The organism is Paenibacillus sp. JJ-223, assembly GCF_927798175.1.
In the GTDB taxonomy this organism is placed as follows: domain Bacteria; phylum Bacillota; class Bacilli; order Paenibacillales; family Paenibacillaceae; genus Paenibacillus; species Paenibacillus hubeiensis.
The window spans coordinates 65,474-81,995 of sequence record NZ_CAKMMP010000007.1 but is presented as its reverse complement, the minus strand read 5'-3'; the positions used below and the strand labels follow the sequence as shown (position 1 = coordinate 81,995).

The following is a 16,522-nucleotide window of genomic DNA, read 5'->3' as shown; positions in this document are numbered from 1 at the left end:
AAGATGTGTCATGATATTGAATGAACAGACAACAGGAAGCACCAAAACCATGAATTCATATTTGTCGCCACTGGTTCAGCAAATTCCTCCTTCCGGCATCCGCAAGTTTTTCGACTTGGTCGGAGACAACAAGGATATCATTACGCTAGGGGTCGGCGAGCCGGATTTCATCACGCCGTGGCATATGCGCGAAGCGTGCGTGTATTCGTTGGAACGTGGCATGACCAGCTACACCTCCAATGCGGGCATGCCCCAGCTGAGGGAGGCGCTCAGCGAGTATTTGGATACTCAATTCCATACGAAATATGATCCAAAAAACGAAATCATCGTAACGGTCGGCGGCAGTGAAGCCATTGACTTGGCCTTGCGCGCGCTCATCGTGCCAGGAGACGAAATTTTGATCCCGGAGCCGTCGTATGTAGCGTATTCTCCCATTGCTTCCATAGGCGGCGGCGTGCCGGTCGGCATCGAAACGTATGCGAAGGACCAGTTCAAACTTACGGCAGAAGCGCTTGAGGCCAAGATCACGCCTAAATCCAAGGTCGTCATTCTCTGTTATCCAAGCAATCCGACGGGAGCGATCATGACGCATGAGGATTGGCTGCCGATCGCTGAGGTAATCAAAAAGCATGATTTGATCGTCATCGCGGATGAAATTTATGCCGAGCTGACGTACAACCAAAAGCATGTCAGTTTTGCAGCCGTCCCCGACATGAAGGATCGCACGATTCTGGTCAGCGGTTTTTCCAAAGCATTTGCCATGACGGGCTGGAGAATCGGGTACATGTGCGGGCATCCCGAATTGATCTCGGCGATGCTGAAGATTCATCAATATACGGTGATGTGTGCGCCGGCCATGGGTCAGGTAGCTGCTTTGGAGGCATTACGGAACGGAATGGCCGAAAAAGACCGGATGGTGGAATCGTATAACCAGCGGAGACGATTGATCGTGCAAGGATTCAGAGACATCGGTCTCGATTGTCACGAGCCTCAGGGCGCGTTCTATGCGTTCCCGAGCATTCAAAAGACGGGGCTCAGCTCGGACGTATTTGCCGAACGCCTATTGACGGAGAACAAGGTAGCCGCCGTGCCCGGAAACGTATTTGGGCCTCAAGGTGAAGGCTTCTTGCGGTGTTCCTATGCGACATCTGTCGCGCAGTTGAATGAGGCATTGGATCGGATTGGAAATTTTGTCCATAAAGTGTTGAAAGAGGGATAACAGATTGTAGCAAAAGCTGTTGATGTTACATTTCGGATATACGGAAAAAATAACTTTCTTTTACAAGATTTTATGATATAATTTCATTTTGAAATAAGTTTTCATAAAATTGAAATAAAATCCATTCCAAGGAGGGTTAGCTTTGTTCTGTGTTGAATATGATTTACCGACGAATCGTGGACATTATTTGGCAGAAGGCGATCATGGCGACCGATGGTCGGTGAACCCTGACCACGCATCTTTGCATAACGTTTCCTTGGAAGAAGAGATCCATATGTTGCGATGCAAAATGGAACAGTTATTTTTGGAGGAGAAATCCTTCACTTCGGATATCGTTATTGAAATCAGCAGCTTGCTCGATCTGAAAATCAACGAATATTACATGAAGCAGAAACCGACAAAAGGCAAATAATTTTGTCCTTGAGCGAAAACGTTACCTGTAAGGAAATGAGACCCCCATCCGGGGTCTTTTTTGATGATCGTTGAGAAAAGACAAATGATACAAAATGGTCTTGTAAAAGGCATAAGAGGCCTGGACGGGCACGCTGTTTTTGCGAGTGGGATAATTGTGATATATTTGTAGTTAGGAGAATAGAGGGGGAATGGGGATGAAAAGGTTTTGGGGAATGCTGTTCATCGTTTCGATCGTTTTGATGCTGTCCGGATGTGGCGGCAAGGATGGTTTTACCATTTTCATCATTGATAATCAAGGTAATCCGTCGGTCATTTCCGAACAGCTGCAAACCAATTTGCAGCAAAAACTGGGTGAAGAACCGAAGGTTGAAGTCATTACTAGCGCGATGTACGACGTGCAAAAAATTTTGGTCGAGTATGCGGCCGGTGGACATGACATTTTCATCTTGCCCGAGGCAGACATGAAACAATATGGAAAAAGCGGGTCCAATGTTCCGCTGGAAGATACGTTTGATGCCGAGAAATACAAACGGGGCGTGTTTGACGGAGGCGTCCTGGTTGAGCAGGGCGAGGGAGACAACGGTTCCGACATCAAAACAGAATCTCATCTCTACGGTATTCCGCTGGAGGAGATGCAAATGTTCAAGGACGTGAAATATGCGGCCAGCAATTTGTTTGCCACGATTCCGGTGTCCGCTTCCAATGTGGATGAGGCCAAAAAAGTTTTGAAGGCGTTGACAGAATAAGAGAGCTTCCATTCAAACACATCGACAGAGGAGGAGAGCGGATTGCTGATAACGGTCACAGGCGGCGTCGGCAGCGGCAAAACCCGGTTTGCCCTCGACTATGCAGCCCGGATTAGCCGGGAAGGGATCTATTTGTCCACAGGCGACCATGATCCAGTGAATCCGGAGCTGCCGTCCGCTCATTACCGGGCCATATCGGCAGTGAAAGGGCCCCAATTGGCCCAGGTTATTGATCAGATCAACCGGGAATCGAATCTTTATTTGGCGGATCAGCGCATTCTTATTGTGGATAGCCTAACCGCATGGATGGCGGCGAGCTTCGACGTCTGTGACAATCTGAACGAACAGAGGAACGATACCCAGAAATTGCTTGGCGCATTGCTTTCGTACCAGGGCAAACTGCTCGTCATTACGAACGAAATGCATGCATCGCTGCAACCTTCCGAGAAAGAGCGAGTTTTCGCAGCTCGCATGGCGTCCGTGAACCGGATGCTTCAATCTCACTCGGATCGGATGTTTATGCTCGTTTCAGGGCTGGCCATTGATTTGAAATCACATGCGCTGCGATATGAATAAATGTTGAACCCATGTAATAAGCCTCGGCCATTCCACTTAGGGAGGGACCGAGGCTTTACTCATGTATATCCGTATCTATTTAAGCGAGTTTGTTACTTGCGGGATTTGATCCGTTTGATCCACCAGATGACAAAAATAATGGCGGCAATCGCAACAATGACATAAACAACCAGTGAATAGACATCCATGAACTCCAAAATGCTCTCCCACGATGCGCCAAGCGCGGCGCCGACCGAAACAAGGATGATGTTCCAGACCAGTGTGCCAATCGTTGTAAAGAGAATAAACAGGCCAAATTTCATGTTGGACATGCCTGCCGGAATGGAAATCAGGCTGCGAACCAGCGGCACCATGCGGCAGAACAATACCGTCCATATCCCATACTTGTCGAACCAAGCATCGACGCGGTGGATATCTTCCTTCTTGATGCGCAGGATATGGCCCCATCGATCCACGATTTTTTCCAGGCGTTCAACGTCGATCAGCAGCCCGATGCCGTACAGGATGATGGCACCAAGCACCGAACCGATCGTTGCCGCGATAATAACGCCGGGAAGGGTGAGGCCGGTATAGGTGGTCATAAATCCGCCAAAAGGCAAAATAATTTCCGAAGGAATGGGCGGGAACACGTTCTCCAGGGCAATGATCAACGCAATGCCGATGTATCCGTATTGTTCCATGAAATCGGTGATCCAGTTTTGCATAATCGTCTCCTCTACTATAAAATGACATAGATTTGGCGCGCATTCGCAGAACATACCAATTGTGGTATACGTATAGGGCCTGAGGTTGGTTTCTGAAAATTTGCATTTCCGTCACACCCGCAGGTCAAGTATACTGGTAAAGTTGAGGACAAGAAGAATGTAGTCGATCTTACCCATGCTCATGGGAACGCTGACGTTAAAGATTTAGCCAATGGAGGGATCAAGATGGGCATATATACAAGAACCGGTGATGAAGGGCAGACTTCGGTGATCGGAGGACGAGTGGTCAAGGACGACGATCGGGTGGAGGCTTATGGCACGATTGATGAGTTGAACTGTTTTGTCGGTCAGGCCATCAGCCTTATCGATGATGCAAAGGGCTCGTTCGAAGACCTGAAAGAACAGCTGTCGGAGATTCAACAGGAGCTGTTTGATTGCGGCTCCGATCTGGCGTTTGTCAACATTACGGAAAATCGGTATAAAGTAAAAGACGACAAGGTTGCGCGGCTGGAGCAATGGATTGATCTGTTCGATACCGAAAATCCGAAAGTGGAGCGGTTCATCATTCCTGGGGGCACCCTGCTGTCTTCTGCGCTTCACGTATGCCGTACCGTGTGCCGTCGTGCCGAACGCCGGGCAGTCACGCTAGGGCAGCATACCGACATCAATCCGTCTGTGCGTCGTTACTTGAACAGGCTGTCGGACTATTTCTTTGTGGTTGCCCGGACAGCCAATGCAAGACAGCAGGTACAGGATGTTGAATACGTTCGCAGCAAAAAGGTTTTCCGCCGCAAAGAGGCAAAGAGTGAGGAATGAACGGCAAAGGAATGAAAAGGAACCAATGAACGGTTATTACACACCAATCACATACACGGTATCCGAGCAGGAGGAAGGTTGGCTGCTGAAGACGGTGCTTCAGCGACGCCTTCACGTATCGCGCAAACTTCTGTCACGACTGAAGCTGACAGAGCACGGCATTATGTTGAATGGAGAGCGAGTGTATATCAGCGTCAAGGTGGCTGCAGGAGATCTCGTCGAAATTCGGATGGAGCAGGAGGAGTCGGATGATATTCTTCCCGAAGAACTGCCTTTTTCCATTTTATATGAGGATGAGCACCTGCTGATCGTAAACAAGGATGCAGGCATCATCGTACATCCTACGCATGGTCACTATACGGGAACGTTGGCGAACGGCGTCGTGCATTATTGGAAAGCCAAAGGCGAACGTGTCCGTTTTCGTCCGGTGCATCGGCTGGATCAGGAAACGTCGGGCGTGCTGGCCATTGCCAAAAATCCGTATGTGCATCAGCATGTGTCGGAACAGATGATAGCAGGCACGGTAGACAAGCGTTATATCGCTTTTGTGCACGGCAGCCCTACCCCGGAAGAAGGGACGATCGACGGTCCGATCGACCGCGACCCCGAGGAGCCGCATCGCCGGATCGTCACGTCGGACGGTTACCCTGCCCGTACGCTCTATAAGACATTAGCGAAATGGGATGGAGGAACGGCGAGCGAAGTGAGCCTTAAGCTGGAAAGCGGCAGGACGCATCAGATTCGCGTGCATATGACGTCGATCCACTGCCCGCTGATCGGGGACAGCATGTACCAAACATTGCCGGACGCGGGCATTGACGCCCGAACGGTGGCCTTGCGAGCTGAGCGGGACGGTTGGATCGATCGGCAGGCTTTGCATGCATGCGAGCTGTCGTTCGAGCATCCGATTTTGCGTAAGCGAATGACGTTCCATGCCCCGCTTCCTGCAGACTTGCAGGATCTGAAGCAGCGCTTGCAGCAAGAGAACGAGAATACGGAGGAACAGGAATCATGAGCCGATTGAAAGTTTATCAATATGCCAAATGCGGCACCTGCCGCAAAGCGGTCAAATGGCTGGAAGGCAAGGGGCACGAGTTGGCATTGGTGCCGATCTTTGACGCCCCTCCTTCCGAGGCGGAACTGAAACAATTCATCGAGCTGAGCGGGCTTGAAGTGAAGAAGTTTTTCAACACCAGCGGTGAGGTCTACAAGGAGCAGCAGCTCAAAGACAAGCTTCCGGGCATGTCGACGGACGAGCAAATTCGTTTGCTTGCATCGAATGGCCGCCTTATCAAACGTCCCATCGTCACGGACGGAACAAAGGTCACTGTTGGATTCAAGGAAGAGACGTTCGAGCAGGTATGGAGTTAGGTTTGAAGCATGCCCTGATCGACAAGACGTTTCCGGTATCGTCCAAAAAACAGGGCTTTTTTGGCTGGCCGCCGCTTGGCGGAACTATGCTATAATGTTAGAATTATAGCGGTCATTTTTTGATATAGAAGACAGGAGAGATTAATTCGAAGTGAATCAACGTAATGAACCTACTTTGTTGCTGGTAGACGGTATGGCAGTGTTGTTCAGGGCGTTCTATGCGACATCTGCGAGCGGATATATCAGACGTACAAAGGCAGGATTGCCGACCAACGCGGTGTACGGGTTTATCCGTTACTTCTGGGATGCGGTCCAGACTTTTGGGCCAAGCCATGTCATCTGCTGCTGGGATATGGGAGGCAAGACGTTTCGCGGTGAGGAATATGCGGCATACAAGGGGAACCGGGCGGAAGCGCCGGATGATCTGATTCCCCAATTTTCGCTGATTCGTGAGGTCATGGACAGTCTTGGCGTTCCGAATATCGGGGCTCAAGGCTTTGAAGCCGACGATTGTATCGGTACCCTCGCCAAATACTACACCGAGCAGAACAACATGAACGTCATGGTGTTGACCGGGGATCATGACATGCTGCAGCTGATCAATGACCGGACAAGCGTGATCATCATGAAAAAGGGACACGGCAATTACATGGTATACACTCCCGATTCCTTGATGGAAGAGAAGCAGCTTGCCCCGCGTCAGATCATTGACATGAAGGGTCTTATGGGCGATGCCAGCGACAATTATCCGGGCGTTCGCGGCATTGGCGAGAAGACGGCGCTCAAACTGGTGCAGGAGTACGGCTCCATTGAGGGAATTTTGGATAATTTGGATCAATTGACGCCTTCGGTCCGGAAAAAGATCGAGAACGATCTGGACATGCTTCATTTATCCCGCAGATTGGCAGAGATTCATTGTGAAGTACCCGTAGCTTGCGCATTGGATGTATGCGAGTTCCAACTTGACCCGGATGCGGTCATGGACAAATTCGAGCAACTTGAGATGAAGAGCCTCGGCTCTTGGATGGGAGTGGCGGCAGGTTGAGCAGCATGAACACGCGAGGAATCGGCAAAAAGTGGTGGACCGGGGCAATGGCCCTGATCCTGGCTTTGCCGGTATTATTGTCAGGAGCCGTGGGCGCTCCCGAAACAGCAGAAGCCAAAGCGGCAATCAGCACCAAAGTACAAAAAGTGAAAACGGCAGGACGCACCTTTATGGTGCAAACGGTCAGCATTCCAAAAGGAACGCCGGTGACGGTGGGACTTGCCAAAAAACAAGTGGGACAGACGGCTACGCTGCCATCGATCGTAAAGGCTTACGGTGCGCAAGCCGCGATTAACGGAGCTTTCTTCGAGGCCTATAACGGGGCACCGGACCCATATGGCATGTTGATTGCCAATAGCAAAGTGATACATATCGGAAGATACGGAACAAGCATCGGTTTCAAAGCGGACGGCACGGCGATCATGGATTCATTGCAGGTGAGCCTGACGGGCAAGGTTACCGGCAAAGACGGCAAGCCGCGCAGCTGGTACGCTACCTTTGTCAACCGCACGCCTGCGGCAGATGCCAACATCAGCATGCTGTATACGCCGGAGCGAGGCGGCAAGGTGGGATTCAAAGGCGGGATCGCCGTGGTGATCGAAAAGGGTGTCGTGACGAAGAAGTTAACAAACAATAACGTCTCCATTCCGAAGAACGGATCGGTTCTGGTCTTCTCAGGCACGCTGAAATCCATGGCAGATCGTTTTGACGTGGGCTCTGCCGTAGAGATGAACTATAAATACACGAATGCCTCAGGCAAGGAGATTCCTTGGGAAGATGTTGTGACAGCGGTAGGAGCCGGTCCACGTTTGGTAAAAGACGGGAAAGTGGCGGTGAATCCGGTGAGCGAGGGCTTTAAGGATACCAAGATTCTGAACGCTTCGGGCGCTCGAAGCGGAATCGCCATCATGGCGGACGGCTCCGTAATGCTGGCTACCGTTCCGGGAGCCACGATCAAGGAGTGGGCTGCCGTCATGCAGAAGCTTGGAGCCAAACAAGCGATGAACCTGGATGGCGGAGCCTCTTCAGGCCTTTATGCCGGCGGCAAGATGCTGACTTCCCCCGGGCGGTTGCTTAGCAATACCCTTGTATTCGGCGGTTCGGTGAAATAAAACGGAGAAGCATAGGAGGTTGTCATGATGAAGATGACGCATCATCCGAAGTCAGATCAGGCTGGCCCAGCCGTGCTTGCGGTCAACGTTGGGCAGCCCCGGCCATTGCCTGGCCAGAAGCGGGAAGTTTTGAGCAGCATCGTGAAAACGCCCGTGTCGACACAGGTATTCCTGTCGTTCACCGGTTTGGCCGGGGATGGCCAGGCCGACCTGGTGCACCATGGCGGACCGGACAAGGCCCTCTGCGTATATGACTACAGCCGTTACCCGGCTTTGGAGCAGCTGATGGATCGCAGGCTTGACTGGGGGGCATTTGGTGAAAATCTGACGGTGACGGGCTGTCCGGAAGAAGTGATTCGGATTGGCGACGTGTTTGAACTCGGTGAAGCCGTCGTACAGGTCAGCCAACCGAGGCAGCCATGTTTCAAATTGGGCGCCAGGTATGATTACAAAGAGCTTCCGGTCTATTTTCAGGAAAGCGGGCATACCGGATTTTATTTTCGCGTACTCCGTGAAGGTGAAATCGGCCCTGGCTCGGCGTTTAGACGTGTGACCACGGATGAAACATCGATGACCGTAATGGAAGCCAACCGGATCATGCATCAAGGAAAGCAGGATGCTGCTGCGATGCGTTCGCTTTTGACTATTTCCGCGTTGTCGGATAGTTGGAGAGAGACATTGCTTCAACGGCTGGACAAGCTGGACAACGAAAACAACTGATGATCTGAATGGGAGCGTGACTGAATTGACGATTTTAGGTGCAATTGAAGCAGGTGGTACCAAATTTGTGTGTGGAATTGGGACAGAGCAAGGCGAGGTGCTTGAACGGGTAAGTTTTCCGACGACAACGCCGGAAGAGACGATGGCTCAAGTCATCGCTTTCTTTGAAGGCAAAGATATTGCGGCGCTTGGGGTAGGATCCTTTGGACCCATCGATCCGATCGAAGGAAGTCCGACCTATGGCTACATTACGACAACGCCAAAACCGCATTGGGGGCAGTACAACCTGATCGGCAAACTGAAAGAGCATTTCGACGTGCCAATGACGTTTGATACGGACGTTAACGGGGCAGCATTGGGTGAAGCTACTTGGGGGGCTGCTCAAGGGTTGGACAGCTGCTTGTATATCACCGTGGGGACAGGCATCGGAGCAGGTGCGGTCGTCGGGGGGAAAATGGTTCACGGTTTATCCCACCCGGAGATGGGACATATCGTGGTGCGCCGTCATCCAGAAGATGCGTATGAAGGCTTCTGCCCTTATCACGGCGATTGCCTGGAAGGGTTGGCAGCAGGTCCGGCGATCAACAAACGTTGGGAGCAACCGGCTTATGAACTGTCGCCGGACCATAAGGCGTGGGAGCTCGAAGCCCATTATCTGGCACAGGCATTGATGAACTTTGTGCTGATCCTCTCCCCGCAAAAGATCGTTATGGGTGGCGGGGTCATGAAGCAAGAGCATCTCTTCCCGATGATTCAGGGCAAACTGCAGGAGCTTCTGGCTGGATACGTCCAGCATCCTATGATTCAATCCGAAATCGATCAGTATATCGTTCCGCCTGGACTGGGCGATAACGCAGGCTTGTGCGGTTCGCTTGCGCTCGCGAAATTAGCATTGGAAAAATAGGTTTGTTCTATTTGCAATATAGAAATAATGCCTCTTTTTACCTTCGAAACGGTTGACGAATTTTTCCAATATGGTATGATATGAACAACAGCATAGCACGGTTGATGAGGAAGCACCTCTCTTGCATTACATTGCAGGAGGGGTGCTTTTTGTGCTGCCCATCAGCATGATGGCCTGGCATGGTGTCTGGTTGGCTGTGCTCTGCTACAACATAAGGAGGAGTCCAAGATGGAAATTATTTTCATGAACAGATTAACCAGAATGTTCGAGCAGGAAGAGCAGCCTGCCCAGTTGTGGATCGGTGAAGAAGAGGGAAGCTGGCAGTTGGTGTGGAGCCGTTATGAAGCAGGAGATCGCGAGGATATGGTCTGGTACGAGGGGGATTCATGGGACGAATTGCTGCATGTTTACCGCCATCAGTTGGCCACGCGCATGGGTGAAGGATATCGACCGCTGCTGCAAGGCTTGTTTCATGACGGCGACGAGTTGAAAGATCGCGGTTATGGCGGACAGCGTCTGCAATGTTACAGCGAATTGCACAGCAATGAGGTGTTGTACGAGGATCTTTGCGCCTGGCGCAGGCAACGAGCCGCTTCGGACCGCAAAGCCCCGTATTTTATCGCGACGAATCGCTTGCTCCGCATGATTAGCGCGTATGTTCCTCAAACGTTGGAGGAGTTGATGCAGCTTCCGGGCGTGGGCGAAAGCAAAGCGTCCGAATACGGCCAAGAGTGGCTCGAGCATACGCATGGCATGCAGCGATCTCATGATTTTCCGCTCGATTGGGTATATGCCGCGCTCAAGGAAGAAGAATACGAGAGTTGGCTGTACAAACAGAAGGAGCATAAATACAAGCAGGAACTGGAAAAATTTACGACGCGCAAACAGGTGCTTGAAGGCATGAAAGAAGGACTTACTTTGGAAGAGATCGTCAATCGGTCCGGTTTGTCGCGCAGGGAACTGATTGAATGGCTTGAAATTTTGGATGACGAAGGATACGACACGGATTCCTTGCTGGATGCCGAACTGGCCGTGATGCCCGAGGAAGAACAGGAAGCAGTGTGGAATGCGTATGAAGTGCTTGGCGATTCGTTTCTTAAACCTGTGATGCAGAAAGTATATGGCCCGGACAGACCTAGCGGAACGAATTTGGAGCAAGTGTACGAGCGTTTGCGCATGATTCGCATTCGTTTTCGCCGCTCTGCAGAAACCGCGAAAAATGCAGGATAACACCGGGAGAACGGAAACGGGAGGGGTGTTGTGACGGAGGCGAAAAAAAGACGAGGCATACCCGAAACCAGGGCTGCCTCGTCGACCGTTTGACAGTTGCATAGGTTGTTCAAATCCAGTCTTTTTTGCGGAAAATAAAGAACATGCTCAAACCTAAAGTAATCATGATGCCGATGACGACGAAATAACCATATTTCCAATCGAGCTCAGGCATGTTCGTGAAGTTCATGCCGTAAATTCCGGTAATGACCGTCAGCGGCATAAATACCGTCGTGATGGCGGTAAACACACGCATGATCTCATTCGCGCGGTTGGCGATGCTGGATTGATAGGCTTCGCGCAAGTTGCCCATCAGATCCCGGTACGTTTCGAATGTCTCCGATATTTTAACGGCGTTCTCGTAGATGTCGCTGAAGTATTTCTGCAGCTGATCATCGATGAGACGCAAATCTTTTTTGTTCAGCGTATTGATGACCTCTTTCTGAGGTCCCAGTACTTTTTTCAACCATAAAATCTCACTGCGAAGCCCGATGATTTCGTTCAGGTGGGATTTTTTGGTGTGCATCAGAATGTCTTCCTCGAGCTTCTCGATGCGGGCCTCGATCCGATCGCCCACCGTGAAGTAATTGTCGACGATCAAGTCGATCAACAAGTACAAGAAACGGTCTGGCGTGTTGGCTTCCTGTTCCCATAAGATGGGCTTCAGTGTACGCAGCTCGCTGACCTTTTGTTTGGTCACGCTTATAATGAAATGTCTGCCCAAAAACAGGTTGACAGCCCGCAAGAAGATTTCTTCATCATCGAATCGAATGCTGTTAATGACGATAAAATAATGATTTTCGTAAATTTCGATTTTTGGACGCTGTTCGTCCTCGCTAAGGCAGTCCTCCACCGCCAGGTCATGGATCATGAACAGGGGCTGGAGCACCGCCAAATCGTCAACGTCTGCATCGATCCAGTAGAATCCCTCTGCTGGTGGCGTCAGCGTTTGTTCAATATCGTCCACCGGGATAAATACACCGTTGTTTACCAACCGGATTTTCATCGTTATCCACTCCTTCTGCACCCGCCACTATGGCGGATCACTCTTGAATTAGGGCGCAAAGGAACAGATCAGCCGGTCGGCAGCGGGGTCTGGAGATCAGACGGGATGACTTGGTATCCAAACGGAATAAACGTCCCGCTGCCGGCATGCTGATGTCAATTCACTATGCAGTTTGCTGGAACTCGTCTGCCAATCAGGCCTCGGGTCGCCGTCCATTGAATATGTCACCTCTCACATAAGGGTATGCAACACTTGTCTAGTATACCGCTCGTACATGGTGCTTTCAAGCGTAAAAATGTGTCGATTTTGGCGCCACACAGCAGTCTATGAATGTAGGGAACAAACGGTTCCGCTTCATAAAAACAGACCTGCAAACATATGCTTGACGAGTAGGCGTTATTGTTTTAAAGTATACGTTAAACATGCTATCAACAATTGAATACGGCGAAATCTTATCAAGAGTAGGTGGAGGGACTGGCCCGATGAAACCCGGCAACCGGCGGCATAACCGCACGGTGCTAATTCTTGCAGCGACTAAGTGCACATACATTGAGGCACTGTTGTTACTGAGAGATGAGAGAGGCGCATATCCGTTTTACATATGACCTTTCTCGGAGTCCGAGGAAGGTCTTTGTTATAATTATCGGAATGACTGGGCTTTGGGCATCCGATTGTTCTGGTATATGCACCGACTTCTCAGCACTGATTTTCGCTAAGCAATTTAAGGCTGTCCCGTAGACGACAAGGGCTGCATGTGGACATTGCGTCTGCGCTCGGAGACCAGCTCTTGGCAGCTAAGCCTGCATCTATCTATGCTTAAGGAGGAGTTACACACCATGCCGATCAAAATACCAGATGCCTTGCCCGCAAAGGAAGTGCTTGCGGGAGAGAACATTTTCGTAATGGATGAATCGTCTGCTTACAAGCAGGATATTCGCCCATTGCGCATTGCTATTTTAAACCTGATGCCGACCAAAGAAACAACGGAAACCCAATTGCTCCGCCTTGTGGGGAATACGCCGATTCAGGTGGACATCGTGCTGGTGCATCCGAAATCCCATACCTCCAAAAACACGTCTCAGGAATATCTCAACCTGTTCTACAAAACGTTTGACGAGATTGAGCATCGCCGTTTCGACGGCATGATCATTACCGGCGCCCCAGTGGAACAGATGGATTTCGAAGACGTGAACTATTGGAAGGAAATCCAGGAGATTTTCGAATGGACCAAAACCAACGTTACGTCGACCATGCATATATGTTGGGCTTCGCAGGCGGGTTTGTATCATCATTTTGACGTACCGAAAATTCCGCTGGCCGAAAAATGCTTCGGCGTTTTCCCGCACACGGTGAACAAATCCCATGTTCCGCTCCTGCGCGGATTTGACGAAGTGTTCAACATCCCGCATTCCCGCCATACGGAAGTACGGCGCGAAGATATTTTGAAAAACGACAATCTCGAAATTTTGTCCGAGTCGGAGGAAGCAGGCGTATTCCTGGTGGCCACCAAGGACGGCAAGCAAATTTTCGTGACAGGCCATGCCGAATACGATCCTCTCTCGCTGAAATGGGAATATGATCGTGATGTGGCCAAAGGATTGAACATCGATCCGCCGAAACATTACTTTCCGAATGACGACCCTTCCCGTGTTCCTCCGGCAACCTGGCGGGCGCATGCAAACTTATTATTCTCTAATTGGCTCAATTACTATGTGTATCAGGAAACCCCTTACGATATTGGTCCGCAAATTTAATTGTGATAACAGGAGGATGCAGCAATGGAAGACAACAAGCTGAAAATTGAAAGTCGACTGGCCCAAATCGGGTCCGTCAATGAACCGGTCACGGGCGCGGTGAATTTTCCGATCTATCAATCAACGGCGTTCCGCCATCCAAAGCTGGGGCAGAGCACCGGGTTCGATTATATCCGCACGACCAATCCGACCCGCAAAGTGTTGGAGGAAGCAGCAGCTGCATTGGAATCCGGCGATGCCGGGTTTGCGTGTAGTTCGGGCATGGCTGCCCTGCAAACGATCTTCTCCCTGTTCGGACAGGGGGATCACCTAATCGTTTCGCTGGACCTGTATGGCGGAACGTATCGCCTGCTGGAACGGATTTTATCCCGTTTCGGCGTAACAGCCAGCTATGTAGATACCAATGACCTCGCGGCGCTTGAAGAAGTGCGCAAACCGAATACAAAGGCGGTATTCATTGAAACACCGACAAACCCGCTGATGATGATCACGGATGTAGAAGCCGTTAGTGCTTGGGCCAAAAGCCATGGTCTGTTGACCATCGTCGATAATACGCTCTTGACGCCGTTCTTCCAACGTCCGATTGAGCTTGGAGCCGACATCGTCATCCACAGCGCGACCAAATATTTGGGCGGCCACAATGACGTGCTTGCCGGTCTGATCGTAACGAAAGGCGAGCAATTGTCTGCCGAAATGGCATTCCTGCATAACTCCATCGGTGCCGTGTTGTCCCCGAGCGATTCTTACCAGTTGATGAGAGGGATGAAAACGCTGGCTCTCCGCATGGAACGCCATGAGCACAACGCGTTGACGATTGCGAAGTATTTGCTGGAGCATCCTGCAGTGGCCGAAGTGTTCCATCCCGGTCTGTCGGATCATCCAGGCCATGAGCTGCAAAACAAACAGTCCAGCGGTAACACCGGGATTTTCTCCTTCAAGGTGAAGGATGCCCGTTATGTAGAGCCAGTCCTGCGCCATATCAAGCTGATCGCTTTTGCCGAAAGCCTGGGCGGGGTCGAATCGTTGATGACGTATCCTACCGTGCAGACACATGCCGACATCCCGCTTGAAATCCGCGACGCCGTCGGCGTGGATGACCGTTTGCTTCGCTTCTCGGTCGGCATCGAGCATGTGGATGACCTGATTGCCGACCTGGGCGGTGCGCTTGAGGCAGCGCAGCGCGAAGTTGAAGGAGGGGAAAGCCATGAGTGAGCAGAACCATAACGGGAACGAACAGGCAAGCCGGCTGAAATTCGATACCAAATTGCTTCATTTCGGCGATGAGGTGGACAAGGCCACCGGCGCATCCAGCGTGCCGATTTATCAGGCTTCGACGTTCCATCATTTCGATATTCACAATCCGCCGCAGCATGACTACTCCCGTTCGGGCAACCCGACACGCCAGGCGCTGGAAGATTATATTGCGCTGCTGGAAGGCGGCGTACGAGGCTTTGCCTATTCATCGGGAATGGCGGCGATCTCCAGCGTGTTCATGATGTTTTCCGCCGGGGACCATGTCATCGTGACGGAAGACGTATACGGCGGCACTTACCGCCTGCTGACGACCATTTTGAACCGGATGAACATTGAGACGACATTCGTGGACATGACGAACCTCGGCGAGGTGAAGGCGGCAATCAAGCCAAACACCAAAGCAGTATATATTGAAACACCGTCCAACCCGACGCTGAAAATTACCGACATCGGCGCGGTAGCTTCATGGGCTCAGGAAAATAACCTGATCAGCATTTTGGACAACACGTTTATGACACCTTATTACCAGCGCCCGATCGAGCTTGGCGTTGATATCGTGGTGCACAGTGCGACCAAGTTTCTGGGAGGACACAGTGACGTGCTGGCAGGTCTTGCCGTTGCGCGTACGGAGTCGCTGGGACGCCAGTTGAAGCAGCTGCAAAACGGTCTGGGAACCGTTCTTGGCGTACAGGAATCGTGGCTGCTCATGCGTGGGATGAAAACGCTGGGCGCACGCATGGCGCACAGCGAACAGAGCACGGCCAAACTGGCCGCATGGCTCAGCGGACGCAGTGACATCCAGGCTGTCTTCTATCCAGGGCTGCAGGAGCATCCCGGCCGCGAAGTGCATGAGCGTCAATCGAGCGGATATGGAGCCGTTGTATCCTTTGACGTAGGGTCCGGTGAGCGTGCCAAAGCCGTATTGAACCGCGTGAAACTTCCAATTGTTGCCGTGAGTCTCGGAGCGGTCGAAAGCATCCTGTCCTATCCTGCGATGATGTCGCATGCCGCCATGCCTGCCGAAGTACGGCGTGATCGCGGCATTACGGACGGATTGCTCCGGTTCTCCGTCGGGCTTGAGGATATCGACGACCTGATTGCAGATCTGGATCAGGCATTACGGGGGTAAGTTTATTGGGATTTATCGAGGCAGAGGATTATATCCAAGCATTGGAGCGTTATATCGAAGCAACGAATACGCATGATTTCCAAAATGTTAGACAGCTGCTGCACCCCAATGCGGTTTATTGGTTCTCGGATAAAACGTGTACATCGCCAGAAGAGATCCAGGCTTATTTTGAACATGCCTGGGATATGATCAAGGAAGAGGTCTACTCTGCAGCAGATGTCCAATGGATTGCCGTTGACGGGAATACGGCGACCTGCGTTTACCAATATAAATATGAAGGATATTTGCAGGGGAAATTGGTCAAGGGCAGTGGACGGGCAACCAATGTCTTCATTAAAGATACGGAGCTAGGCTGGAAACTGATCCACGAACATTTAAGCAGCATTCCGGGTTAACGTAACCCGGGAATAGGATTCTTTGGGAAGTATTCCAACTGTTTCAGGCAATTTCAGGGCTCAAGCATCGCTGCCATTATCGCGTCTT

General features: G+C 51.1%; 18 protein-coding genes and 1 riboswitch. Of the genes, 16 read left to right on the top strand and 2 right to left on the bottom strand.

What is annotated here, in order from left to right; translation table 11 throughout:
- The first annotated feature begins 10 nt into the window (after window positions 1-10).
- From L6H98_RS14080 to L6H98_RS14065, 4 genes are all read left to right on the top strand, one after another.
- Window positions 11-1,219 carry an aminotransferase class I/II-fold pyridoxal phosphate-dependent enzyme gene (locus L6H98_RS14080; RefSeq protein ID WP_290371449.1) on the top strand — a complete coding sequence of 403 codons (1,209 nt, stop codon included), beginning with the start codon at window positions 11-13 and terminating at the stop codon, window positions 1,217-1,219.
- Window positions 1,220-1,361: 142 nt separating this feature from the next.
- Window positions 1,362-1,631: an aspartyl-phosphate phosphatase Spo0E family protein gene (locus tag L6H98_RS14075; RefSeq protein ID WP_236415936.1), complete on the top strand. Its 270-nt coding sequence runs from the start codon at window positions 1,362-1,364 to the stop codon at window positions 1,629-1,631.
- A gap of 196 nt (window positions 1,632-1,827) precedes the next feature.
- A complete protein-coding gene (locus L6H98_RS14070) occupies window positions 1,828-2,379 on the top strand; it encodes a hypothetical protein (protein WP_236415934.1) in 552 nt (183 codons plus the stop codon).
- Window positions 2,380-2,421: 42 nt separating this feature from the next.
- Complete coding sequence (locus L6H98_RS14065) at window positions 2,422-2,955, top strand: bifunctional adenosylcobinamide kinase/adenosylcobinamide-phosphate guanylyltransferase (protein ID WP_236415933.1); 534 nt, start codon at window positions 2,422-2,424, stop codon at window positions 2,953-2,955.
- A gap of 92 nt (window positions 2,956-3,047) precedes the next feature.
- Here L6H98_RS14065 and L6H98_RS14060 read toward each other — a convergent pair whose 3' ends face one another.
- Window positions 3,048-3,659, bottom strand: coding sequence for a DedA family protein (locus L6H98_RS14060; protein ID WP_236415931.1), 612 nt, complete (start codon window positions 3,657-3,659; stop codon window positions 3,048-3,050).
- Window positions 3,660-3,884: 225 nt separating this feature from the next.
- Here L6H98_RS14060 and L6H98_RS14055 point away from each other — a divergent pair, with 225 nt between their 5' ends.
- The 8 genes from L6H98_RS14055 (at window position 3,885) to L6H98_RS14020 (ending at window position 10,857) form a co-directional block, all read left to right on the top strand.
- Entirely contained in the window at window positions 3,885-4,475 is a 591-nt protein-coding gene (locus tag L6H98_RS14055) for a cob(I)yrinic acid a,c-diamide adenosyltransferase (RefSeq protein ID WP_236415930.1), read from the top strand.
- 25 nt (window positions 4,476-4,500) lie between these two features.
- Window positions 4,501-5,490, top strand: a complete 990-nt coding sequence (locus L6H98_RS14050; RefSeq protein ID WP_236415929.1) for an RluA family pseudouridine synthase — start codon at window positions 4,501-4,503, stop codon at window positions 5,488-5,490.
- Window positions 5,487-5,846 carry an arsenate reductase family protein gene (locus tag L6H98_RS14045; protein WP_236415928.1) on the top strand — a complete coding sequence of 120 codons (360 nt, stop codon included), beginning with the start codon at window positions 5,487-5,489 and terminating at the stop codon, window positions 5,844-5,846. Before L6H98_RS14050 ends, L6H98_RS14045 begins: the two co-directional genes overlap by 4 nt.
- A 151-nt stretch (window positions 5,847-5,997) precedes the next feature.
- Window positions 5,998-6,891 (top strand): 5'-3' exonuclease H3TH domain-containing protein, encoded by an 894-nt coding sequence (locus L6H98_RS14040; RefSeq protein WP_236415927.1) that lies wholly within the window; start codon window positions 5,998-6,000, stop codon window positions 6,889-6,891.
- Window positions 6,892-6,896: 5 nt separating this feature from the next.
- The gene (locus tag L6H98_RS14035; protein WP_236416320.1) at window positions 6,897-8,003 is read left to right on the top strand and encodes a phosphodiester glycosidase family protein; all 1,107 of its coding nucleotides are present in this window, start codon (window positions 6,897-6,899) and stop codon (window positions 8,001-8,003) included.
- A 27-nt stretch (window positions 8,004-8,030) separates the two neighbouring features.
- Window positions 8,031-8,723: an MOSC domain-containing protein gene (locus tag L6H98_RS14030; RefSeq protein ID WP_236416318.1), complete on the top strand. Its 693-nt coding sequence runs from the start codon at window positions 8,031-8,033 to the stop codon at window positions 8,721-8,723.
- Window positions 8,724-8,748: 25 nt separating this feature from the next.
- The gene (locus L6H98_RS14025; protein WP_290371448.1) at window positions 8,749-9,627 is read left to right on the top strand and encodes an ROK family protein; all 879 of its coding nucleotides are present in this window, start codon (window positions 8,749-8,751) and stop codon (window positions 9,625-9,627) included.
- Between the two features lie 228 nt (window positions 9,628-9,855).
- Window positions 9,856-10,857, top strand: coding sequence for an HRDC domain-containing protein (locus L6H98_RS14020; protein ID WP_236415925.1), 1,002 nt, complete (start codon window positions 9,856-9,858; stop codon window positions 10,855-10,857).
- Window positions 10,858-10,966: 109 nt separating this feature from the next.
- Here the strand turns inward: L6H98_RS14020 and corA are convergent, their stop codons facing one another.
- Window positions 10,967-11,902: a magnesium/cobalt transporter CorA gene (gene corA, locus L6H98_RS14015; protein WP_236415924.1), complete on the bottom strand. Its 936-nt coding sequence runs from the start codon at window positions 11,900-11,902 to the stop codon at window positions 10,967-10,969.
- 449 nt (window positions 11,903-12,351) lie between these two features.
- Window positions 12,352-12,482: riboswitch (SAM riboswitch) on the top strand.
- Window positions 12,483-12,738: 256 nt separating this feature from the next.
- Here corA and metA point away from each other — a divergent pair.
- From metA to L6H98_RS13995, 4 genes are read left to right on the top strand one after another with little or no spacing between them, the layout of a single operon-like run.
- The gene (gene metA, locus L6H98_RS14010; RefSeq protein ID WP_236415923.1) at window positions 12,739-13,656 is read left to right on the top strand and encodes a homoserine O-succinyltransferase; all 918 of its coding nucleotides are present in this window, start codon (window positions 12,739-12,741) and stop codon (window positions 13,654-13,656) included.
- Window positions 13,657-13,680: 24 nt separating this feature from the next.
- Window positions 13,681-14,868, top strand: coding sequence for a PLP-dependent transferase (locus L6H98_RS14005; protein ID WP_236415920.1), 1,188 nt, complete (start codon window positions 13,681-13,683; stop codon window positions 14,866-14,868).
- Entirely contained in the window at window positions 14,861-16,039 is a 1,179-nt protein-coding gene (locus L6H98_RS14000) for an aminotransferase class I/II-fold pyridoxal phosphate-dependent enzyme (protein WP_236415918.1), read from the top strand. Before L6H98_RS14005 ends, L6H98_RS14000 begins: the two co-directional genes overlap by 8 nt.
- Window positions 16,040-16,044: 5 nt before the next feature.
- A complete protein-coding gene (locus L6H98_RS13995) occupies window positions 16,045-16,434 on the top strand; it encodes a nuclear transport factor 2 family protein (protein WP_236415916.1) in 390 nt (129 codons plus the stop codon).
- Window positions 16,435-16,522 lie beyond the last annotated feature (88 nt).